The sequence below is a fragment of the Fusibacter sp. QWL-12 genome (assembly GCF_058683495.1).
Window position 1 is genome coordinate 2,435,972 of record NZ_CM178745.1, and the last position, 23,503, is coordinate 2,459,474.

At 35.6% G+C, this 23,503-nt stretch carries 22 protein-coding genes; 17 read left to right on the forward strand and 5 right to left on the reverse strand.

Annotated features, from left to right (window positions below):
• Nucleotides 1-3 precede the first annotated feature (3 nt).
• A complete protein-coding gene (locus tag AC4PID_RS11860) occupies nucleotides 4-1,242 on the forward strand; it encodes a GNAT family N-acetyltransferase (RefSeq protein ID WP_492132210.1) in 1,239 nt (412 codons plus the stop codon).
• Here the strand turns inward: AC4PID_RS11860 and AC4PID_RS11865 are convergent.
• Nucleotides 1,239-2,363 carry an FAD-dependent monooxygenase gene (locus AC4PID_RS11865; RefSeq protein WP_492132211.1) on the reverse strand — a complete coding sequence of 375 codons (1,125 nt, stop codon included), beginning with the start codon at nucleotides 2,361-2,363 and terminating at the stop codon, nucleotides 1,239-1,241. The two genes, AC4PID_RS11860 and AC4PID_RS11865, sit on opposite strands and share 4 nt — an antisense overlap.
• Before the next feature lie 149 nt (nucleotides 2,364-2,512).
• On the opposite strand from AC4PID_RS11865, the gene AC4PID_RS11870 reads away from it, so the two are divergent.
• Nucleotides 2,513-2,989, forward strand: a complete 477-nt coding sequence (locus tag AC4PID_RS11870; RefSeq protein ID WP_492132212.1) for a DUF2975 domain-containing protein — start codon at nucleotides 2,513-2,515, stop codon at nucleotides 2,987-2,989.
• Nucleotides 2,990-2,997: 8 nt separating this feature from the next.
• Entirely contained in the window at nucleotides 2,998-3,213 is a 216-nt protein-coding gene (locus tag AC4PID_RS11875; protein ID WP_492132213.1) for a helix-turn-helix domain-containing protein, read from the forward strand.
• Between the two features lie 53 nt (nucleotides 3,214-3,266).
• On the opposite strand, the gene AC4PID_RS11880 is transcribed toward AC4PID_RS11875, so the two are convergent.
• A complete protein-coding gene (locus tag AC4PID_RS11880) occupies nucleotides 3,267-3,806 on the reverse strand; it encodes a CGNR zinc finger domain-containing protein (RefSeq protein ID WP_492132214.1) in 540 nt (179 codons plus the stop codon).
• A 219-nt stretch (nucleotides 3,807-4,025) separates the two neighbouring features.
• On the opposite strand from AC4PID_RS11880, the gene AC4PID_RS11885 reads away from it, so the two are divergent.
• The 7 genes from AC4PID_RS11885 to nagB all read left to right on the forward strand — a co-directional run bounded on the left by AC4PID_RS11885 (nucleotide 4,026) and on the right by nagB (nucleotide 12,849).
• On the forward strand, nucleotides 4,026-4,985 hold the full coding sequence (locus tag AC4PID_RS11885; protein ID WP_492132215.1) for a 4Fe-4S double cluster binding domain-containing protein: 960 nt from the start codon (nucleotides 4,026-4,028) through the stop codon (nucleotides 4,983-4,985).
• 278 nt (nucleotides 4,986-5,263) lie between these two features.
• Nucleotides 5,264-7,267: a methyl-accepting chemotaxis protein gene (locus tag AC4PID_RS11890; protein WP_492132216.1), complete on the forward strand. Its 2,004-nt coding sequence runs from the start codon at nucleotides 5,264-5,266 to the stop codon at nucleotides 7,265-7,267.
• A gap of 352 nt (nucleotides 7,268-7,619) precedes the next feature.
• Nucleotides 7,620-9,359, forward strand: a complete 1,740-nt coding sequence (locus AC4PID_RS11895) for a methyl-accepting chemotaxis protein (RefSeq protein ID WP_492132217.1) — start codon at nucleotides 7,620-7,622, stop codon at nucleotides 9,357-9,359.
• A gap of 252 nt (nucleotides 9,360-9,611) precedes the next feature.
• Nucleotides 9,612-10,433, forward strand: coding sequence for a MurR/RpiR family transcriptional regulator (locus AC4PID_RS11900; RefSeq protein ID WP_492132218.1), 822 nt, complete (start codon nucleotides 9,612-9,614; stop codon nucleotides 10,431-10,433).
• Between the two features lie 8 nt (nucleotides 10,434-10,441).
• Nucleotides 10,442-10,891, forward strand: a complete 450-nt coding sequence (locus tag AC4PID_RS11905; RefSeq protein WP_492132219.1) for a NanQ anomerase/TabA/YiaL family protein — start codon at nucleotides 10,442-10,444, stop codon at nucleotides 10,889-10,891.
• A 12-nt stretch (nucleotides 10,892-10,903) separates the two neighbouring features.
• Nucleotides 10,904-12,079 (forward strand): N-acetylglucosamine-6-phosphate deacetylase, encoded by a 1,176-nt coding sequence (gene nagA / locus AC4PID_RS11910; protein ID WP_492132220.1) that lies wholly within the window; start codon nucleotides 10,904-10,906, stop codon nucleotides 12,077-12,079.
• On the forward strand, nucleotides 12,079-12,849 hold the full coding sequence (gene nagB, locus AC4PID_RS11915) for a glucosamine-6-phosphate deaminase (protein ID WP_492132221.1): 771 nt from the start codon (nucleotides 12,079-12,081) through the stop codon (nucleotides 12,847-12,849). Before nagA ends, nagB begins: the two co-directional genes overlap by 1 nt.
• Nucleotides 12,850-12,957: 108 nt before the next feature.
• Here nagB and AC4PID_RS11920 read toward each other — a convergent pair whose 3' ends face one another.
• A complete protein-coding gene (locus tag AC4PID_RS11920) occupies nucleotides 12,958-13,107 on the reverse strand; it encodes a lmo0937 family membrane protein (RefSeq protein WP_492132222.1) in 150 nt (49 codons plus the stop codon).
• Nucleotides 13,108-13,285: 178 nt separating this feature from the next.
• Between AC4PID_RS11920 and AC4PID_RS11925 the strand changes: the two genes are divergently transcribed.
• From AC4PID_RS11925 to AC4PID_RS11945, 5 genes are all read left to right on the forward strand, one after another.
• A complete protein-coding gene (locus AC4PID_RS11925) occupies nucleotides 13,286-14,233 on the forward strand; it encodes an alpha/beta hydrolase (RefSeq protein ID WP_492132223.1) in 948 nt (315 codons plus the stop codon).
• A gap of 307 nt (nucleotides 14,234-14,540) precedes the next feature.
• Nucleotides 14,541-15,557, forward strand: coding sequence for a glycosyltransferase family 2 protein (locus AC4PID_RS11930; RefSeq protein ID WP_492132224.1), 1,017 nt, complete (start codon nucleotides 14,541-14,543; stop codon nucleotides 15,555-15,557).
• Between the two features lie 9 nt (nucleotides 15,558-15,566).
• Complete coding sequence (gene glf / locus AC4PID_RS11935) at nucleotides 15,567-16,664, forward strand: UDP-galactopyranose mutase (RefSeq protein WP_492132225.1); 1,098 nt, start codon at nucleotides 15,567-15,569, stop codon at nucleotides 16,662-16,664.
• Between the two features lie 116 nt (nucleotides 16,665-16,780).
• Nucleotides 16,781-17,653 carry a VIT1/CCC1 transporter family protein gene (locus AC4PID_RS11940; protein ID WP_492132226.1) on the forward strand — a complete coding sequence of 291 codons (873 nt, stop codon included), beginning with the start codon at nucleotides 16,781-16,783 and terminating at the stop codon, nucleotides 17,651-17,653.
• 199 nt (nucleotides 17,654-17,852) lie between these two features.
• Complete coding sequence (locus tag AC4PID_RS11945; protein WP_492135380.1) at nucleotides 17,853-18,053, forward strand: cold-shock protein; 201 nt, start codon at nucleotides 17,853-17,855, stop codon at nucleotides 18,051-18,053.
• Nucleotides 18,054-18,206: 153 nt separating this feature from the next.
• Here the strand turns inward: AC4PID_RS11945 and AC4PID_RS11950 are convergent, their stop codons facing one another.
• Together AC4PID_RS11950 and AC4PID_RS11955 are read right to left on the reverse strand one after the other, a co-directional pair.
• Nucleotides 18,207-18,623, reverse strand: a complete 417-nt coding sequence (locus tag AC4PID_RS11950) for a thioesterase family protein (protein ID WP_492132227.1) — start codon at nucleotides 18,621-18,623, stop codon at nucleotides 18,207-18,209.
• 203 nt (nucleotides 18,624-18,826) lie between these two features.
• Entirely contained in the window at nucleotides 18,827-19,315 is a 489-nt protein-coding gene (locus tag AC4PID_RS11955; protein ID WP_492132228.1) for a hypothetical protein, read from the reverse strand.
• Nucleotides 19,316-19,567: 252 nt separating this feature from the next.
• Between AC4PID_RS11955 and AC4PID_RS11960 the strand changes: the two genes are divergently transcribed.
• Both AC4PID_RS11960 and AC4PID_RS11965 read left to right on the forward strand, forming a co-directional pair.
• A complete protein-coding gene (locus tag AC4PID_RS11960) occupies nucleotides 19,568-22,354 on the forward strand; it encodes an ATP-binding protein (protein WP_492132229.1) in 2,787 nt (928 codons plus the stop codon).
• Nucleotides 22,351-23,487, forward strand: coding sequence for a DnaJ domain-containing protein (locus AC4PID_RS11965; RefSeq protein WP_492132230.1), 1,137 nt, complete (start codon nucleotides 22,351-22,353; stop codon nucleotides 23,485-23,487). The genes AC4PID_RS11960 and AC4PID_RS11965 overlap by 4 nt, the downstream gene beginning before the upstream one ends.
• The last annotated feature ends 16 nt before the right edge of the window (nucleotides 23,488-23,503 follow it).

Consider the following 23,503-nt stretch of genomic DNA (forward strand, 5'->3'; position numbering starts at 1 on the left):
AATATGCAACTCAGCGGACAAACCCCATTATTAAGGGCAAAACAACTTGAGAAATATTTAAATGTGCCGAACATTTATTTAAAACTTGAGGGGAGTAACCCAACAGGGCATAAAAACGATAGGATTGCAGAGGCTTTGATAAAATTAGCATTATCAAAAGGATATGATCGTATCTTTATCAATGGCAGTAAACGATATTTGGAGTCGTTAATCTATTTTTCAAGTTTAAAGGAGATGACTGTTTTTTTACCTCAAGACAAAATCACAAAATCACTTATTTCTCTGCAGCCAAATCTTAAAGGTGTTGTAATAAAGCATACTAAATCAAAAGGATTAGAAGACAAGTATGAGCAATACGCAAAGGAAAACCATTTGTTTTACTTGACTGAATGGGAAAGAAAACCATTTATTAGAGAGCTTGCACTTCAGAAGATTATGAGAGAAGTGATGAATAAAATTGAAGCACCTAAGACGGTTTGGACGCAAAAATCCACTGGTGCGACATTACGTGCACTCTATCATGAAGCAGTAAGAGGTTGGGTAGATGGTGAACTTGAAGTGCTTCCAAAGTTTTTCTGTGGTGAGTCAGATAAAATCACGGTTCATTTTGAAATAGAAGATGAGATCTCTGGATTAACAACGAAAATAATGACGAAAGAACAATGTGCACGTGCGAGTAAGCTGATAAGAAATTTGGAACACGTTAATATTAGTGTTGATGAAGCACATGCAATTGCCTATTTTTTCGAGGCGATTAAAACCTTATCAGATGAAGCCTTGGCAGGACCACATGTTATTATTTTAAACAATGGGAAAAGCGATATTGATGTCAATGCAATTGATACGATCCCAGCGTCTGAAATCGAAGCATTTGTTGAAATGACGAGGCGATTTCTTGAGCCCTATAATGACAGTATCGAAGAAACAAAGGATGCTATCATGAATGCTCTAGAAAAGGGATTTGTTTTGAAGGCTTCAAGAAAAGGAGAAGTTCATGGTATTTGCATCATCGTTAATTTGGGTTTTGAAGCATTTATTCCAACTTATCATTTAGCGTACATTGGTGTAAAAAAGGGCAATGCTGGAAGAGGCGTTGCCACTGAACTCATTAATGCAGCAATAGACAAAACAAATGGTAAGCTCTCCTTACATGTTGATCGACCAAATCAAAGAGCGAAGAAGCTTTATGAAAAAATGGGTTTTGTACATTATTATGATCGAATGCTTTACAAGGGTCATTAAATCAGTTTGTGTCTCTTTTTTTGATAATTGCTGAATGTGCTGGGTTTAGGTAAAGAAGTAAGTCCACTTTTTATAACGTATTTACGAATCGAGGGTACAAACATAGCGGGTAATTTAAGTCTTTTGGCCACTAAACTGAACTTTGTAGGTTCAATTAGTCGTAGATATTGCTTTCTTATGGCATTAGTTTGGTTCAACTGAAAAGCAGCGGCTAATTGTCTCGAGGTTTTTAATGCAAAGCTGATGCCTTCGGCTGAAGAAGGACTGATTGCCCCTGCGGCCTCGCCCATTAGATAAAATCCCTTTAATTTAACTGGAGCAAATTCGAAGGCATTAAATCGCTCTATGTGTGCGCCTTCTAAATTTAGCATCTGACTTGTATTGATCCCCTCATAAGCAGAAAGCTTGTTGACTAAGAGTTGAAACTTAAGATGTGCTGCTTTTTCACATTTTGGAAAAGCACAACCAATTTGAATGTGGTTGTCTTTTTGAATCGCCCAGCCATAATAGTCAGTTATAGACTGATCAAAAACGCCAATATAATGTGAAAAATACTGTTTAGATTCAAATGTTGCCTGAATGGAGAAATAATCTGCTCCAGAGTAAGTCTTTATCAACTGGCGACGTGTAAAGGAGTTTGCACCGTCAGCGGCTATCAAATTTTTAGTTTCATACACTTTTATACCTGAAGGTGAAACGACCTGTACGCGATAACCGTTTGGTATTTGTATGATCTCTGTTACTAGGGTCTCATCCATCTTCTCAACCGTATCGGGGACTAATTGATACAGATATCGATCGAAAGCATTTCTATCAATATTTAAATAATGTCTCGGATAGTCATTTTCCAAGTGATTGTCCATATCAATAATATGGACTTTAAAAAATTGAGGTGACACATAAATTGAGGAGGGGAGTGTCAGCCCTTGAATTGCAAGTTCAATCTGTGCTGCTTCAGAAATAAGACCACCACAGGACTTTATTCTATTGGTTGTTTCTAAAGTTTGGTTAAGTGATCTTTTTTCAATAATACCGACGCGATAAGCAGGTGAATTTTTAGCAAGCAATCTCGCAAGATTACTACCAGAAGGACCAGCACCAACGATTAAAATATCAAACATAATAACCTCCATATATGAATAATATAACAGAGTTTTTATCGATAAACAATAAAAATATATTGTAAATCAATTTGTTTTTAATGAAAGACGAAAAAATGCTTGTTCTGTTGAATTTGAGATGTTAAGGTAGAAAAAGAGAGGTGAGTATAATGAATAAATTGACATTTTGGTTATTAAAGGGATTTTTATACATCATTGGTGGCGTAGTAGTCGTATTAAGTTTTTTTTGGTTACCTAATATTGCTAGAAACTCTGCTTTATCCTTTCCGGAGTTCGGATATCTTGAAAAACCGGTATTAATATGGACGCTTGCGACTTCAGTGCCTTATTATTATGCACTTCTTCAATCTTACTTTTTACTAGATATTATCTATAGCGGTCAAGCGTTTAGTATTGCATCTGTATCACGACTTGGTAAAATTGGGTGGTGTGGTGCAATTATTGCTATTAGCTATATCATCCTTGGCGTTGTTCTTTTGTTCAATGGTGCGCTTCATCCAGGCATACTGATTGCTCTTATGGCAATTTCTTTAACTGCAACTGCAATTGCTTTTTTTGCAAAACTTCTCAGCACTTTACTACATGAAGCAATTCAGTATAAAGCTGAAAATGATTTGACAGTTTAGGAGGGGTTATGGGAATTGTAGTTAATTTGGATGTTGTGCTGGCAAAAAGAAAAATGAGCGTAACAGAACTGTCAGAAAAAGTAGGTATAACCATGGCTAATCTCTCCATTCTAAAGACGGGGAAAGCAAAAGCCATTCGATTTTCTACTCTAGAAAAGATTTGTGAAGTCTTAGAATGCCAACCAGGTGATATATTAGTTTTTGAAAAAGATAAACAGAGTTAAAACAAAAAAAGAGGATGATCCTAAAAAAGATTATCCTCTTATTTTTTATCCTATTATGAGTTTTTTGCTCTATGCTTTCTGACTTTAACCAAGCTGGCGCATGTATTACAACACCATTTTTTAGTTTTAGATTTAGTAGAATCCACAAATAACCATTTGCATTCATCGTTATCACAGATTCTAAATCTCGAAAGATCAGATTCTACTACAAAGCGTATAAAGCTATTTGAAAGTAATCCGCTAAAAGTTTCAAGCGTTAAAGGCTTTACAACTTGTGTTAGGCTATAAGAATTGTCTATTGTGAGTAAATTATAAGTCACATCATATGCATTTGAGTAGGCATTGAGTTGATTTAGTGTGGCTTCGTTTAACCTGTTTTTTGAGTTTAATTGGTCAAAGCAGTTGCTTAAAAAAACTCTTAATTCTCTTAGTGTAGATAATAGGTTAGGTGTTTGAAAAAAAGTGTCATCAAGTGAATGTCCATATTTGGCAAGCCACTGTTTAAACCAGTCTTGATCTTCAAATAATTCGCTCATTCGTTCATGATGGACATACCATTTTGTGTTAACAAAATCCATAGCAAGATTTCTCATATTGCCTCCGGTCATAATACTATAGGAGTATTATATCACATAAATGTAACTCTCAAAATAATTATTGACAGTAACGTTATGAGATGGTACATTTTAATTGTAACCTTCAAAATAAAGAAAGAAAGTTACTAAACGCAATTGAACGACTTACTAGTTATAAGCATGGAGTATTTATAAAAACAGTATATTTTAGACATCAAATTTATGAATGGGGGAAACATGATAACGCAGTCATTTGAACAAAGTTTACTTGATAAAGGCATGATCTATGAGATTTTTATTAAAGCACAGCTAAAAAAAGCACTTCAAGCGGTTGGCTATGAGATGAGAAGCGTTTATCTTGCAAGGGTGCATGAAATTGAAACTGAAATCATGGAACAGAAGAGTATTGGACTGATTTCTCATGATTTTTATGATAAAGCGTTATCAGGTTTTGACTTTAATATTGAAGAGAATCAACCTAATGCAAAATCACTTCTAATAATAGCAGCACCAGATCAAACAGATTATATCGAGTTTAATTTATCCGAAAGGACTCAACCGCTTAAGTTACCAGCAACTTATCATACTAAAAATCAAATCGACACGATTAAATCAATTTTTCAATCATTCGAAAAAAACTATGGAATTGAGTTTAGATATGCAAGCTTACCGCATAAGCTCATCGCTGTCAGAAGTGGCCTTGCAAAATATGGTAGAAATAATGTGACCTATTCAGATGACTTTGGTAGCTTTCAGTATTTAATCACATTTTCAATCAATCTTGCCCTAGAAGAAGACGAATGGCAGGAAGCTCAGTTAATGACGGCGTGTACATCCTGTAATAAATGTATTCAATCATGTCCTACGAATGCTCTATCTGAACCACGCTTTACTTTAGATGCGGAAAAATGTATTACTTATTTTAACGAGTATCCTGGAGAATTTCCAATATGGGTCGCAAAGGAATGGCACAATGCAATTTTGGGCTGCAATTTATGCACAGAGTCATGTCCTGTCAACAAACCCTTTATAGATTCAGGTACTATTATTGAAAGCTTTGATATTTCTGAGAGTCAGTTGATATTATCTGGAAAGCCTTATGACCAACTTCCTTCAAGCGTTCAAATGAAACTCAACAATTGCTCTCTTACTTCCAGTTATCCACTACTCTCAAGAAATATCTCAGTTTTACTTTAGGATCGTTTATATATTGCGTTCATCTTTCCTGATAGAAGTGTTAGATGAACGCTTTTTTTATGTGAGACAGAATTGAAGTAATTATTATGACAGAGTTAATCTATTCGTATAGACAGTTAACGGTTAACTTATTATAATAATTAAGTAGACATTTACATATAGGCAATTCTGGAAGATTGCTATCAAATTGGCACTTAAAAAGTGCGAAACGTTCTGGTGGAGAAAGTCCTCTGAAGACATAGTCTGTTAAGGTGTCAAATTTGAAATTGGAGACGGTTATGAAAAAGGGATTAACGAGAAACATCACATTGTTTATCGCTTTGTTTGCTGTGCTTATAACAATGATATCTGGAGGGATATCAATTTTTATGAGCCGAAATGCAGTTCAAAGTGAAGCAAATCGAGCTCTATCTGAAATGACAAGTTTAGGAGCTGAAAAAATTACAGACGCAATTTCTAATCGATTGCTGATCCTACAGGAGATTGCGAATCGGTCTAGAACGCAATCTATGGATTGGGCAACACAACAGAGTTCATTAAAAACAGAAATTGAACGCTTGGGTTACTTAGATTTTGCAGTTGTCTCTCTAAAGGGAGAGGCGCACTATATTCTCGAGGGCGATAAGTTAGATTTATCGGATCGAACTTATGTACAGAAAGCACTAGCTGGTGAGGCAAACGTTTCAGATGTTCTGATCAGTAAAAAGACGAACTCAGCGGTTCTAATGTACGCAGTCCCAATAACGAATAATGGAAAAGTTGTTGGTGCGCTTATCGCACGAAGAGATGGCAATGCACTATTCGAAATTACAGATGAAATGGGCTATGGTGAAGAAGGCTATGCCTATATCATCAATTCGGATGGTGTTACAGTAGCACATCCTAATAGAGATTTGGTCATGCAGCAATTTAAACCAATTGAGGCGTCTAAAACAGATGAAAGCTTTGTACCTGTGGCGAAGGTATTTCAAAAGGTATTAGATGAAAAAAGAGGTATCAGTCAATACACCTATAAAGGGGTTCCATTACTGTATGCATTTGAGCCTATTGAAGGGACTAACTGGTATTTGGTTAACACAGCTACTGAGGAAGAGGTTTTTGCTGGATCGGGTAAGCTAGTGAAAACGTTGCTTTCGACTTCATTTATAATCATTTTATTAGCTGTTGCCGTATCATGGGGACTGGGGTTATCTATTGCAAAACCGATTGTTAGGATGACCAATATTGTCAATAAACAGGCTGCACTTGATTTCACAAAAATTGAAGATCCTATGCTCGTTAGATTGGCACATCGCAAGGATGAAATTGGTTTTATGACCACCTCACTTTTTGAGATGTCCGAGAACGTCAGGACACTTTTGGTTAATGTTTCGGACACTGCTGAACAAGTATCTGCTACATCAGAAGAGCTTACAGCAACCTCAAATCAGTCTGCAACCGCTTCAAGTGAAGTCGCTGAAACCATTAATGATATCGCTCAAAGTGCAGGTAGTCAAGCAGAATACACTTCTGAAGCTGCAGGGCAATTAAAATCACTGAGCGATGAGATTAGAACCAATATGCAGCAAGTTGAACGTATGGCGGTGAACACACAAGAAATTAGAGCCATGATCGATGATGGTTTATCTGTTATCAGTCAACTGAGTCAACAAGCTGCGAAAAATAACGAAGCTTCAGAAGTAGCCTTTAACAGTATCATAAGAACCAATGAAAGCACTGCCAAGATTTCAGATGCGAGTCAAATGATTACTTCAATTTCTGAGCAAACGAATTTGCTGGCTTTAAATGCTTCTATAGAAGCTGCAAGAGCTGGTGAGCATGGAAGAGGATTTGCAGTAGTCGCAGAAGAGATAAGAAAATTAGCTGAGCAATCTCGTTCCACAACCGCTACGATTGACCAAATGCTTTCTAGCTTAAATGTTGATGCGAAAACAGCAGTTAATCGTATGCAAGAGTCTGAAGAACTCGTCAAAGAACAAGCAAACAACATTGACGTCGTTAAAAGAACTTTTGAGGAAATTACTTCAGCAGTGATCAATTCTGAAGAAATCGTTCTTTCAGTTGGCGATTCAAGTGAAAGAATGGAAGGCTTAAAAACTCAAGTTTCTGATCGTATTTTATCCTTGTCGTCCTTAGCTGAGGAAAATGCTGCATCTACAGAAGAGGCTTCGGCGTCAGTTGAAGAACAAACCGCTTCTTCTATAGAAATTGCAAGTGCAAGTGAAGATCTAGCTAAAATGGCTCAAGGATTACAAGAAATGATTTCTAAGTTTAAAATATAAATGTAGATGAGCAGGTTCGAAAGGGTATATTTATACCAAAATCGGAGCTACCTAGTTTACTATAAGTTTAAATGATTCATCATCAAATCCGATAAGTATGACTTATCGGATTTTTTGATTTAGCCACAATCTCGCTTGTGGTAAAATCTGATGGCTCGATGCTTGAAGATTTTTATTGATTAAGTAGTTTTTGAAGACTATGAATAGCAATAAAAGGTTTTAATTTGAGAATTACTTTCAGTATATATAAATTAATTATAAAAATACATAAAAAGGGTTGTCATCTGTATAGACACTATATATAATTCATTTTGGTGACTAACTTATGTATACCATTTGGGGAGGAGGCTTTATGCTGAAAAATTTAAATTTGAAAATGAAAATCATTGGGGGATTTGGACTCGTTGCTATTATTACTGTATTTGTAGGTCTAATATCTATATTGGGTATTTTAAAGCTTGAAGAAAGTACGCATGAGATTGGTGCAAATAGACTACCAAGTGTAAAAGCGCTATTAAACGTAAGTGAAGCACAGTCGTCAATTGATGGTGCTGAGAATGTGCTTTTGGTACAAGACTTAAGTCGCGATCAAAGAACAGAAACGCTAAATAACATGAGTCTTGACATAAAAAAGGCACAAGCTAACCTAACTATATTTGAAGCACTTCCTATGACGGAAGATGAACAAGTGATCTGGGATGAATTTATTCCTAAATGGCAAAAATGGTTAGGAGATCACCAAGAATTTTTAAATAAAGAAAACAACTATAGAACGAAGGTTACTCAGCTTGCCTATAACCAAATGGTGAAACAAGGACTCACAACGAATGCTAAGTCATTTAAAGAAGCTGAAGAACTATTGGTTAAACTTGTGAATTTAAATAGTGGTTATGCAGATCAAGCGGTTGTCGATGTGAACCAATTGAGTCTTCAAGTTAGAACGACTTCACTTATTGCGGTCGTAGTCGGAACCGTTTTATCCATTTTATTTGGAATTATCATCTCATTGATGGTTTTAAAACCGGTGAATCAACTTAATAAAAACCTAACTCAGCTGGCTACCAGTGGTGGTGATTTAACTCAGCGATTTGACGTAAAATCAAAAGACGAACTTGGTAAAATGACCATTTCTGTTAATCAGTTTTTAGAAAACTTACATGATATTATTAAGGGCGTTGTGTCAGAAGCTAATATAATGGGCGAATCCGTTGAAGAAGTGAATAGAAATGTCATTGAGCTCAATGATAACATTCAAGATGTTTCTGCAGCGACAGAAGAGCTATCTGCTAGTATGGAGGAATCTGCTGCTTCAAGTGAAGAAATTAGTGCAACGACTAAAGAAATTGAGAATGCAGTTAACAGTGTCGCAGACAAAGCACAGGAAGGTGCAGTAACATCCACTCAAATTAATAACAGAGCAAAAGCATTGCATGAAACCGCTTTGAAATCAAAAAATACCGCGATTGAAACGTATGAAGCTTCTAAGACGCATCTAGAAAGTGCACTCGAAAAAACCAAGGAAGTAGAGAAAATTAACGTTCTTTCAAATGTTATATTACAAATATCTGAACAGACAAATTTGCTGGCTTTAAATGCAGCGATCGAAGCAGCAAGAGCAGGTGAAGCTGGAAGAGGCTTTGCGGTTGTAGCTGATGAAATTAGAAAACTGGCTGAGCAATCAAAAGAGTCGGTTACACAGATTCAATTGGTAGCGGAGCAAATTTTAGAAATCGTCGATGATTTGGCAGACAATTCAAAGCAAATTGTTTCATTTGTTGAGTCAAAAGTTATTGGTGATTATGATGTGTTAGTAGATACAAGTACACAATATGAAGAGGATGCAAGAGTTTTTAATGATATCTCTTCAGATTTGTCTGCAACTGCACAACAGTTATTAGCATCGGTAGAGACGATTTCAAAAGCCATCTATGAGATCAGTGTAGCTAGTAGCGAATCTGCTCGTGGTACCATGACCATTGCAGAAAAGAATGAAATTATTTCAGAGCAATCAAAATCAGTATCAAGTCAAGCGGTTTCAATAGATGATGCGTCTATTCGCTTGCGAGATATGGTTTCAAAATTTACGATTTAGTATTTAAATCACTCTTCAATTGGGAGAGTGATTTTTTTATTTAGCCACAATCTCGCTTGTGGTAATATCTGAAGGCTCGATGCCTGAAGATTTTTATTCTCTAATAGCCTTGCTGTAAAACCTAAACCGATATAGGAATTGGAGTAAATTTTCTAAATAATAAACAATTTGAAAATTTACTCCAATTTTCGTTGACAGGGCACGACGCATATCTTATCATGATGTTATAAGGTACAATCGATGGAGGTTGCTGTGATTGAAAAACCGTCACTCTTAATGATGCAGGCATCTCGAGAGTTTACAAAGTCGGAAGTTAAAATTTATGACTTCATCAAAGAGCAAATGGAAAGTGTCCTATATCTTTCTTTAACTGAGCTATCTGAAAAGTGTGGTGTTGGTGATGCTACGATCTTAAGGTTTTGTAGAAAAATTGGCTATAATGGTTATCAAGATTTTAAACTGGCGATTGCACAGGAACAGTCATTTGAAAAGGAACTATCAAACGACGCCCATTTTTCATCAAGATTGCTAAAGAATACTCAGACGGCACTTGAGGACACGATGAATTTATTAGACGATCAAGTGTTATCTCATGTTTTAAATGCAATTAATCACACCGATGACATTACGATCTTTGGTGTTGGCCACTCAAGTACAACTGCATATGATTTACAAAGCAAACTAATGCGTGTTGGCAAACAAACAGGCGTTTATTCTGATGCACATTTTCAATTAATGCGTGCTTCAAATATGACATCAAACAGCTTAGTAATTGCAATTAGTATCTCTGGAAGTACGAAAGATATCGTTGATGCCTCAAGGCTTGCCAAGGATAAGGGTGCTAAGGTGATAGCAATAACCAGCTACAAGCGTTCGCCCTTAACTGAAGTTGCGGATTTTGTCTTACAAACTTCAGGCAAAGAAAATCCGTTAGACGGAGGTTCAATGGAGGGAAAAATTTCACAACTTTTTATGGTGGATGTCATCTGTACAGGATACAGTCTTCTAGATTTAGAACGGGCTAAACAGAAAAAAGAAGCAGCCTCAGAGGCTGTTACTAATAAATTATATTGAGGTGAACCATGATATTAGATCATATTGATGCGATAAGCAAATATAAAGGCATTCACTCTAATTTGGACATAGCAATAGAGGCTATTATAAATGGAGAATTGAATCAAAGAGTAGCAGGAAAATATGCAATTAAAGAAAATGATGTGTTTTATATGGTTCAAGCCTATGATACGAAGTTGGCAAAGGATGTAAAATTTGAGACCCATCATAAGTATTTGGATATACAATGGATGGTTCAAGGAGAAGAAATCATGGGATTTCAAATTGAGCCTGAACTTACAGTTGAAACAGACTATGATGCTGAAAAGGACATTGCCTTTTATACTGGATCGGGTCAAGACATCAAGGTCGAGCAAGGTCGTTTCGCTATTTTCTTTCCGAATGAGGGGCATCAACCTAGTGTGGCTGTTAGCGCTTCAATACCAGTAATGAAAATAGTCGTTAAAGTAAAGTGGTAATTGGAGGTTTATGTGAAAGCGATTATCAATGCAATAATTTATGAGCATCAAGCTTTTGTAAAAGATCGAGTTATTATTTTTGAAGATAATATTGAAAGAATTATTTCGAAATCAGAGTTTGATGCAATCAAAGAAACACAGCAGATAGAAGTAATTGATGGTAAAGGTAAAAAAGTAATCCCGGGATTTATTGACATTCACATACATGGCGCCTGTGGCTGCGATGTAATGGATGGTGATCTAGAAAGTATCCAAAAAATTGCAGAGGGGGTCGTTACCACAGGGACAACCGCTTTTTTAGCGACGACGATGACCATGTCGCAAGAAAGAATCGATACGGCACTGCAGACAACTCGTGATTTTATGAAGCTACAGTCTGAAAAATATAATAATGCTGAGGCTGCAGGTGCTCAGATAGTAGGTGTCCATTTAGAAGGCCCATTTATCAATCCAATCTTCAAAGGCGCTCAATCTGAGTCACATATACAAAAACCGACTGATAGTTGGATACTGCCTAATATGGATATTGTAAAAATGATTACGTATGCACCTGAAATGGACCCAAACTTTGAGTTTGCAAAGGCTTTAAGAGATACAGATATCGTGTTATCTATTGGTCACTCTGGTGGTGATTTTGAGATGGCATTAAATGCTTACGACGAGGGTGTGCGTCATGTGACACATTGTTTCAATGCGATGACTGGGTTACACCACAGAAAACCAGGTATTGTCGGCGCCATCTTAACCAAACCTTTTACTATGGATATTATTTCAGATGGCATTCACGTACATCCAGGTTTTATAGGCGCTTTTATCAAGCAAAAGGGAATCGATCAGACCATACTGATTACAGATGCTATGAGAGCAGCATTGATGCCTGAGGGAGAGTATGATTTGGGTGGTCAAAAGGTATTTGTTAAAGACAATAGCTGTAGGCTTGAAGATGGTACCTTAGCCGGTAGCGTCCTTACAACCGGACAGGCTTTAAAAAATATGGTTGGTTTTTCAGATTTACCACTTGAAAATATAATTGATATGCTGACGATTAATCCTGCAAAGCTTTTAAAGCTTGAAAATAGTATGGGAACACTTGAAGAAGGTAAATTAGCGAATATTGTATTACTTGATGAGTCAAATAATATAAACAGTGTCTATGTTAAGGGCATCTGTCATTTTGGAGGCAAATAATGAACATTATTATTGTAAAAAACTATGAAGAGATGAGCAGAAAGGCAGCACACCTGTTTGTGGCGCAGCTGTTAAATAAGCCTGATAGCGTATTGGGTTTGGCTACTGGATCGACACCTGTGGGGATGTATAAAGAGCTCATTCGTTTTTATAACGAAGGTATGATTACATTTAAATATGCCACAGCGTTTAATCTAGACGAATATGTTGGGATTGAGAAAGAGCATCCGCAAAGCTATTGGCAATTTATGCAAGATAATTTATTTAATGCAGTGGATTTACCAAGCGATCGACAATTTATTCCTAGTGGCACTGCTCAAAATTTAGAGGATGAAGCACATAATTATGATCGCGGCATCGCTAAAGCAGGTGGCATAGACTTACAGGTACTAGGTATTGGACGAAATGGGCATATTGGATTCAATGAACCGGATTTGAAATTTGAAGCGAGAACGCACGTTGTTAAACTAGATGAACAAACGATCCAAGATAACTCGAGATTTTTTAGCAACATATCTGAAGTGCCAACACTTGCACTTAGCATGGGTGTAAAAACCATTATGCAGTCTAGAAATATCATTCTACTTGCATCTGGTAAAGAAAAGGGTGACGCAATTCAAAAAATGTTGAGTGGTAACATTACACCAGAGCTACCTGCATCGGTTTTACAATTGCATCCAAGCGTAACTGCCATTATTGATTTAGAAGCGGCTTCAAAGTTAGACATTGAAGCTTTGAGAGATCAATATAAAATAGTAACACCTAAATAAAAATCTTCAGGCGTCGAGCCTTCAGATTTTGCCACAAGCGAGATTGTGGCTTAATAATGAAAAAAACCAGCTAATCAGCTGGTTTTTTGATTCTAAGTATAGAATTAATTATCTTGCTTTACCGGAAATAAAATCGACAATAAATACAATCGCAGCAACTACAAGTAAAATATGAATCAATCCACCACCGATTTTAAACAAGAGTCCAAGTAACCAAAAAAATACTACAAATCCGCCTAACCATCTTAAAAATGCCATAAATATTCTCCTTCCTAATGTGATTAAAGTGTTTTTGAGTGTGGTGAAATCATTTAATAATTGAATACCCTTCTCATTTATTTTTTAAACGGAAGTACGTGATTAGACTTAATTTGTTTACTTTTCTGTGATAAAATGGTCACATAAAATGAGTCATTATCGAGTTTAGGAGGCTGATATGTCAAGACACAATAAAAGCAAATCGAAAATGAAAACGCTCTTTCGACTAGGTGCAGTATTAGCTATTTCATCATATACTGCGAGCAATCATTTTTATAAAGTAGCAGTTAGTCGATCGAATCATTCACAAATTAAAATAATAGATGATATTCAATATGATGTGCAGCCATTAGAGGGCGAAGAATGGCTTGAATCTATTGGATATGAGATTATGACTTTGACTTCATATGATAAACTTGAACTAAGGGCTTACTATATTCCAGCAATTAAAAAAAGTGATAAAACCGTAATCATTGCGCATGGATATGGTATGAATGCGCGCTCTATGTGCGCCTATGCCAAGTTTTATAGAGAAAAGCTAGGCTATAACATTCTCATGCCAGATGCAAGGGGGCACGGTATGAGTGAAGGGGATTACAAAGGGTTCGGATGGCATGAAAGACTGGATTATTTGAAGTGGATTGAATCGGTAATTTTAAAAAATGGTTGGGATGAAAAAATAGTGCTACATGGTTTATCTATGGGAGCTGCAACTGTAATGATGACGAGTGGTGAAATGTTACCTTCAAATGTAAAAGCAATCATTGAGGACTGTGGCTATACATCTGCATATGAACAGATTAGATATCGATTTAAGGAAGAATACAACATTCCAGAATGGTTTGCACTACCTATGACAAGTCTGATAACCAAACTTAGAGCAGGTTACTTTTTTAAAGAAGCGTCGGCAGTTAATCAAGTTAAAAAATGTAGAATACCAATGTTATTTATTCATGGCAAGGAAGATGATTATGTGCCTTACAGAATGGTATTCGAGTTATATGATGCTTGTCCTACGCCTAAGGAACTGTATACAGTCAAAGGCGCAAAGCATGCCAATTCATTGGAAACAGATCCATTAAAGTATGTTGAAACTGTAAAAGATTTTTTAGAACCATATGTTTGATGAATTCTGTAGAAATAAATTATAAGGTAAAAGATTATGTAGATCCTTCATTAGTATCCATATATTATGCTGATGGAGGATTTTTCTTTTTATAGTTAATAGTATTAAACTAAATAACTATATTGTAACTAAATAACCATGATGAAAATAACCTAAAAGTAATAACGTAAAAGTAAATAAATCAATGTGGGAAGATGCAATTTTAGTTGAACAGATTGCTTAAAACTGTTAGTCTATATATGGACACTTGGGGCAATCTATGATTGGCCCGTTTAATCTGTCAAATAAGCAGAAAAAGGAAGATCTTATGAAATTATTATCTGTAGCGATTCCTTGTTTTAACTCACAGGAATATATGAGAAATTGTATCGAGTCACTTTTACCGGGTGGTGACTTAGTTGAAATTCTTATTATAAATGATGGCTCTTCAGATCAGACTTCTGAAATTGCAGATGAATACGCTGCCTTATATCCGACACAAGTAAAAGCAATTCATCAAATCAATGGTGGTCATGGAGAGGCTGTAAATGCAGGCATGCGAAATGCGACTGGTATGTACTTTAAGGTTGTCGATAGCGATGATTGGGTAGATGCTGAAGCCTATGAAAAAATATTAGAAACGCTTAGGAAACTGAATATGGCTGGTAAATCAGTCGATATGATCATCAGTAATTTTGTTTATGAAAAACAAGGTGCAAGACATAAAATGGTCATGCGCTATGACAATGTTTTAGAGGAAAATAAAATATTAACCTGGGATCAAATCGGCAATTTTAGAAAAGGTCAATATATCTTGATGCATTCTGTCATATATAACATGGATGTATTAAGAGCGTGTCAATTAGAACTTCCAAAACACACCTTTTATGTGGATAATTTATTTGTGTATGAGCCTCTACCTTATGTGAAGACACTTTACTATATCAATGTTGATTTTTATCGATATTTTATAGGTAGAGAAGATCAATCTGTTAATGAAAAAGTCATGATTAAACGTGTGGATCAGCAGATTAGAGTCAATAAGCTAATGGTAGATCATGTGGATTTATCTAAGATAACAGATAAAAGAAAGAAACGCTATATGATTAACTATCTAGAAATAACAACCGTTGTTTCCTCGATTATTCTTATTAGAGCCAACACACAAGAAGCCTTGGATAAGAAACATGAGTTATGGCAGTACATTAAAGCGTCAAATCCGGATTTGTATTACACTCTAAGAAATGGATTTATGGGAATGACCCTGAATTTACCTGGTAGATTTGGTAGAAGTTTATCAATTGCATTTTATAAAGTAACTCAAAAAGTTGTGGGATTTAACTAGGTGACGGACATGAAAACATACGATTATCTGATAGTAGGTGCAGGATTATATGGCAGTATCTTCGCACACGAAGCAACAAAGCTTGGGAAAAAATGCTTAGTAATTGAAAAGAGACCCCATATAGCTGGGAATATATATACAAGAAATGTTGAAGGCATTGAGGTTCATGAATATGGTGCACATATCTTTCATACGAGCGACGTGGAAGTGTGGGAGTATATCAACCAGTTTGCAGATTTCAATCAATATATCAATTCGCCAATTGCCAATTACTATGGTAAATTGTACAATTTGCCGTTTAATATGAATACTTTTTATCAGTTATGGGGAGAAGGAAATCCTGAGCGTGTAAGAGAGATTATTGATGCTCAAATTAAGGCTGAAGGAATTGTCGAGCCTAAAAATTTGGAGGAACAAGCTTTAAAACTGGTTGGAAGAGAGATTTATGAAACCTTAGTAAAGGGGTATACTGAAAAGCAATGGGGAAAGAAAGCGACTGAGTTGCCTGCATTTATTATTCGTCGTTTACCTGTAAGGATGACATTTGATAATAACTACTTTAATGACCGATTCCAAGGCATTCCGATTGGTGGCTATACTCAAATTGTTAAACAATTATTGGAAGGCATCGAAGTAAGATTGAATTCAGATTTTTTTGCTGATAGAAAGACTTATGAAGCACTAGCAGAAAAAATCGTTTTCACAGGTATGATCGATCAGTACTTTGATTATCAACTTGGAACATTAGAATATCGTTCTTTGAGATTTGAAACAGAAGTTTTGGATCAGCCGAATTATCAAGGGAATGCTGTCGTCAATTATACAGATGCCCAAACGCCATATACCAGAATTATTGAACATAAGCATTTCGAGTATGGCACTGGAGATAAAACGGTGATTACAAGAGAGTACCCTCAAAGTTGGGAACACGGTGATGAACCATACTACCCAATAAACGACGAGAAAAATAACGCATTGTATCTGTCCTATAAAAGTTTGGCAGACACATGTGAAAATGTGATTTTTGGAGGGCGTCTTGCTGAATATAAATATTATGATATGCATCAAATCATAAGAAGTGTACTTGATGATATTAAAAACATCTAACAAAGTTAGATGTTTTTTTTATAAAAATAATCTTTATTATAAGATACCTAAAGATGATTATCAGAGGATAACTGAAGTATATTTTGGGTATAATTCAATGGAAAGGAGATTTGACAATGAAACATTTAGATGAAAAAATCAAAAAGAGACTACTAGAAAACCAACAGGATGAAATAAATGCATACCATTTATATGCTTTTGTTGCAGATAGAATTAAGGATCAACATAATAGCGAAGTTTTTAGAGCGATCTCAGAAGATGAGCTCAGCCACTATAATCGGTTAAAAAGCATAACTGGAGTTGAACTTAAACCACAGACGTTAAAGATTTTATTAATGAAATGGATGATTATACTTTTTGGTCTTACTTTTGGAATCAAGTTTTTTGAAAAAAGTGAAAGTGTTGCCATCAGCAAGTATAGTGATTTAGATGCGGATCTCTCCTTTATGGATGAAATCGTCAAGCAAGAGCAAAGACATGAGGATGAGCTCATCGCTTTGATTAATGAAGAAAAGCTCAATTATGTCGGATCAATAGTGCTTGGACTTAATGACGCTTTAGTTGAACTAACTGGTGCGCTTGCTGGGTACACCTTTGCCTTTCAAAATACGCGCCTAATTGCATTAACTGGCCTTATAACAGGAATTAGTGCGTCACTTTCTATGGCTGCAAGTGAATATTTATCTACACGGCAGGATGGGGGCGAAGATGCGGGCAGATCAGCACTTTATACAGGCGTTGCCTACGTTATTACAGTGGTGCTATTGATTCTACCTTTTTTATTGCTCAGGAATCCTTTTTTAAGTTTAGGGATTACTTTAAGTATCGCTGTTCTAATAATATTTCTGTTTAACTACTATATTTCAGTTGCAAAAGATTATCCTTTTAAGAAGCGTTTTTTAGAAATGGCAGTGATTTCATTGGGGGTTGCTGGGATCTCATTTTTAGTCGGAATACTTGTAAAACAAGTCTTTGGAATTGATCTATAGCTTGCAATTATTGACTATATATTGACAATTTCTGCTATTTGTGTTACGTTAAAGACGTAACTTTAATTCTTAGATGAGAACTTGATAATCATGTGTTAAATTAGTGTTCCGTTACATAGTATCGTCCTAATTTATTTTGAGGTGTTATCTGGTTTGATATGGTTAAAAGTTGAAAAAAATTAGGAGGCGTACTGCAATGATGAATGGTACAGTAAAATGGTTTAACTCAGAAAAAGGCTATGGCTTTATCACTGGTGAAGACGGCAAAGACGTTTTCGCTCACTACTCACAAATCAACGTTGATGGTTTCAAAACTCTTGAAGAAGGTCAACCAGTTACTTATGAAGTAGCTCAAGGCCAAAAAGGTCCTCAAGCTGAAAACATCACACCAGTTAGATAATTTAAACTAACTAATAAGCCCCGCTCATTGAGCGGGGCTTTTATTCTTTCTAAACCTATTATTTCACAAAATTAAACCTAAATTAAAAATCTTCTGACTTAGCGCCTCATGTTGATATCAAGTGCATTGATACTTAATTAAATCAGTATTTGGCTAACCAACCATAGAAAACTCTCTTGATTCAGCCTTATGCATAAAGCTCTCAAGATGAACGATACTTCTCGAATGACTGCCAGTTCCTATTTGACCAAACTCATCATAAGCACTCATCTCAAATTGATATTTGCCAGATTCAAAACCAGATATAGTTACTTCAACTGTAACAGTAGAGCCCATTAATGTTGGTTTGAAGTGATCGACGAAAATTGAATTACCCACAGATACAAAACCCTCTGGCAACATAGGATCGATTAACCTTGCACAAGCTTCAACCATGAGAGCCACTAAGCGAGGGGTTGCAAAAAGGTTTTCTATTTTTCCTGACCCATAGTTGAGAGCGGTGTCATCTAAACCAATTTTTTTCTGTAAATTAAATGACATTCCTCTATACAAATTAGCAAAAGCCTCCATTTTACACCTCCAAAGAATTAGATTGAGCTTTCAAGTTCACACTTGGGCTATGCTCAAAATATATTCCTATTTTACTCTGAAAGGTTAAATTTGCAAGTTGATGTAATAATCTTTCAGAAAATGATATAAATTCTTTAGAATTTAAAAAATAAAAGGAGCATCATAGCTCCTTTTAAATGTATATTGGGTAACGCATTATAAAATTAAAATTTGAGATTACCAAATCCAGGATGAAGCGGTGTTAAAATTTCAATAACATCAATAATTTCGCCTGTTGTATTATCGATGATGGTAAGCGTATCTTTCAAAATAACGATATTGCCCCAAATGACATTATCTCCGTATAGAGGTGCATCTTCATCAGCAATTGCTTTCATTTTAATGAACTCTTCAATACGATAATTTCCAGTTCCAAAAGGGATTGCTGTTTCGTAGCCATAGTAAGTAGCTACTTCATTGTAATCATTGGTATACCAAACGAAGTGGTTGGTTAACCAAGCTCCTGGTGTTTGATGTGCCATCGGTTCCCAATCTTTTGACCATTTCATTACGAGATAGATATTTTCAGAGTAGAATCCATTGTAGAGTCTGGCAGTTTCGTTTCTGTTATTCTCGAAACCACCTGCGAATGAAAAGCCTGAAAACACTAAAATAACAGTGAAGACCAATAAAATACTAAAAGCTTTTTTCATAGTTCCTCCTTAAGTATTCGTATTCCCCAATACACGGTCCCCATTAATCTATTCTTTTTTTATTTTATCAAATTGTGAAATTTGTGCACAAGCAGAATATTACAAAATATTCATACTTTTCCGAAAGGTATTGTAACTCTAAAAATTTTGTGAGTGATACAAAATTGTTGTGAGCGTTTAAATTTGTTTATGAAAAGTGTATATATTTGAAAAGTGGGTATTCACTATTTTAATAAGCAGAAGGAGCACCGTATGAATACTTTCGTTAAGAAATATTATATGTTGCTGGTAATCTTTGTGCTGATTATATCTATATTTATGATCGTCCAATACATATTATATCAAAATCGTACACAGCAAGCATATTATAATCAGCTTTACGCCGAAACAAAGATCATCACTGAACTTTTTAATCAGTATCTTGAAGATAAAGAGCGTGTGGTAAATGGCGCATCAAGATTTATCCAGCAAACACCAGATGAATCAATTCTATTAACTTACCTTTCAGGTATACTATCGCAAAGTGACGTCGTCAATAGTGTCGTGTATCTGAGTAAAGATGGTAAACAGTTTATGGGGAATGGCGCTATCAGTGCGTCAATTTATAAACCAGTGGAAATAGAATGGTTTCAAGCTGCGAAGGATGAAGGTAGTAGTGTCTATACGTTTGATAACGGCTCCGATGGATATCTGATGAACCTATCTGCACCGGTTTATAGTTCGAGTGGTATTTTGTTAGGTGTAATAAAGGCTGATTTTTTTGTTGCGGATTTGGTTGAAAAGTTTATTGACAGTACTGCAACTCAGACCTATTCACTTTGGATTCAGGACAAAAAAGGCCTAATATATTCAAAACCTGATATTTTATTGCCACCTGAATGGCAAGGAAAATCTTTGGCAGATATTGCAAATGCAAGTGGTGTAAAAGAGAATGTTAAAACCATTTACAATATCATGCAAGTCAATACGGAAAGAGAAACCTACTTGGTAGCAGAACACGAACTTGGCTTGTCAAATTTGGTCCTCTACTTTATAAGAGACAAAGGTCAATTTTTTACTGAAACACAAAAGGTAACTATGTTATTCTATTTGGCAATGCTACTGACTTGTATTGCAATGCTAATTCTTGTAAGAATTCAAAGACGCGTTATCTTAAAACCTTTAGTAGAACTCAACGACAATATTACTGGAATAGAGAAGCAGAATTTATTTTCATATAGATTCCAAATAAATCCCGATGATCCGTTTAGAGAAACACGTAGGGCAATTAATGGCTTGTTGAATGCTTATTCACAACAACTTGTGTTGCAAAATGAGAAAAACGATGCACTGCTAGAGGTTAACAACTCAATGGAGGAATTTATTGAGTTTAATCAATTCACATTAGAAATTTTAAGAGCTGCTCTCACGATTAATACGGTTAATCATCTTGAAATTTTAGATGTGATCATGAAGGACATTGCTAATTACTTTTCTATGGATGCCATCTATTTGTTTAAAAGTAGCGATGAAGGTGATGTTTATGTCAGACTTGCTTCTTATTTAAATGAGTCCATACTTAAGGAGCAAAAAGCGAAACGCACCTATAAAGCAAGTGTGTATCCATGGTTAAGAACACTGCTAGAAAGTCACAATTTAACGGTTGTCGTGGATTCCAACCCTTTTATCTGTATTAATCAACAGGATGCATTAGATAATGAGCCTGATGATCCGCTGTCTTTCATCGTAATCCCCTTGGTTAAAGGTGAGGATACATTAGGGTTTATACGACTTGATCGTCATGGCGATATGGAAACTCTTGAAAGAAACCATCTCGATTACATGAAAATCGTAGGCAACATCATTGCTGACACATTTGTTCGACTTGAGGTTGAAAAAGAGCTGATCAAGCAAAAGCAAATTGCAATAGATGCCAATGAAGCTAAAAGTAGATTTTTAGCGAATATGTCTCATGAAATCAGAACGCCTATGAATGGTGTGATTGGTTATTTAGAGCTTTTAAAATACACACACCTTGATGATGAAGGACAAAAGTTCATATTTGAAGCAGAACGTGCAAGCAAGGGGTTGCTAAGAATCGTCAATGATATATTGGATTTATCTAAGGTTGAGGCGAATATGCTACATTTGGTAGCTGAAGATTTTGATATCAGAGAAGAAGTTGATGCTTCAGTATCGCTATATAGAGCTAGGGCGAATGAAAAGAAAATCAGTATCTCATTTGAAGACGAGGTAAAAGCGCCACTTTATGTAGTTGGAGACCCCTATAGGCTCAAACAAGTACTTTATAATTTGATCAACAATGCCGTCAAATTTACAGAGCAAGGAGGTATTCGAGTAAAATTAAAAGCGAATGCGAATAGAGAAAATGCTGTAATAAGCTTAATTGTTGAAGATTCAGGCATTGGAATCACTGATAAAAATAAAGAAAAAATCTTTGAACCTTTCAAGCAAATCGATGGAGAAGATAATCGAAATTTCCAAGGAACTGGTTTAGGACTGGCGATTGTTTTGAAGCTCGTGAGGCTTATGGAAGGTGAGGTCTATGTCACTGATACTGAAGGTGGTGGTAGCACTTTTGAAGTTCGTATAACATTGCCATTAGGAAAGCCGAGGAAACCAGAACTTCATATTGAGAAAAACATCGACTTATCAAATATCAAGGTGTTAATCATTGACGATCAGATGGTAAATCAACTGGTTGTCACTAAAGTTTTGGAACATCAAAAGGTTAAATGTGTCTCTGCAGATAGTGGAAGGGAAGCGCTTAAACTTTTAAATGACAATTACTTTGATATTGTTTTTATGGATTGTCAGATGCCTGAAATGGATGGATATGAATGCACGAAATTGATTCGAAAAAGAGATGATTTAAAACAACCGTACATCGTTGCAATGACTGCAAATGCATTGGAAGGCGATAGAGAAAAGTGCATTGAAAGCGGTATGGATAATTATATATCAAAACCACTTAACTTCGACGAGTTAATACAATTAATCGTTCGATGGGAAGTAGAGAGGAGTGAACGATCCAGTTGAAGTGGTTAGATTACTATAAAATACTAGAAGTTGAAGCAAATGCTGAACTTGAAACAATTGTTACTGCATATCGAAGAAAAGCTTTTGAATATCATCCGGATCGTTCTAGCAGAAAGGATGCTCAAGAGCGCATGTATGAAGTTAATAAAGCCTATGAAACTCTGAAAGATAAAACATTAAGATCTGCTTATGATGTGAAGTGGATTGAAATGCATAAAGCCAAAGTCGTGGACCAGTTTCTTGAAGTTAACTTATTCGAAAGCAAAATGATAGATGCAGCGGAGCAGACTCTAATAAATTACTTCAAAGCGATTCAAGAGCAAAATTATGAAGAAGCCTATCAAACTTTATTCAATAAGGATCTGGATGTTAGTACTTTTATTAGGTGGCAGACAAGTGTAGCATCCGTCTATCGTATGGTAAGGTTTGAAAGTAAATATGTTAAAGCTTTAAAGAATAAAATAAGTAATGGAAATGAAATTCAGTATATTGCAGTATTTTCGGTAATTGTATATGAGATTGATAAAATTACTGGCTATGAGGAATCAGAGATATTGAACAAATCAGTATTGTTTTCAAAGGGTAAGTGGCATGTCTATTTAGATCAAGTGAACATTGATGCGGTTATCAGTAAATATGATAAGTTATCTGAAATCAGGCGGAGAAAGTTTTATCTTAAGAAAGCAACACTGAGTAAAGGCAGCTTAATATTAGGTATTGAGCGAGAGTTAGAGAGATACATCCGATACGGCTCACCATTTTCATTGGCTTTTTTTGAAATTATCAGCAAAGAAGAGCAGTTTATGAAAATTTATTTTAGACAAAAACATTTTGATGATTTAATTCTTCTTATCAAAAATGCTATTAGGAAGCTTGATGTAATTGGCACTTGGACAACAGATTGCATTTGTGTTCTTTTACCTGGATCTGGTTTAGAAGAGGCAACGCTTTTCAGAGATAAGATTTTAAGACTTATTGAGGATTATGCAAGTGATAACAAGCAGTTCACAGTGAAGAGCACCGTTTATGAGAATGAAGTAAAACATCTCGAATATTTGTTAGAGCAAGTCAAAGAAACTTTAGAAAATTGGGAAAAGAATTTTCAATCATATAAGAGTTTTCAATCTGGATAATTTAAAAATACGATGA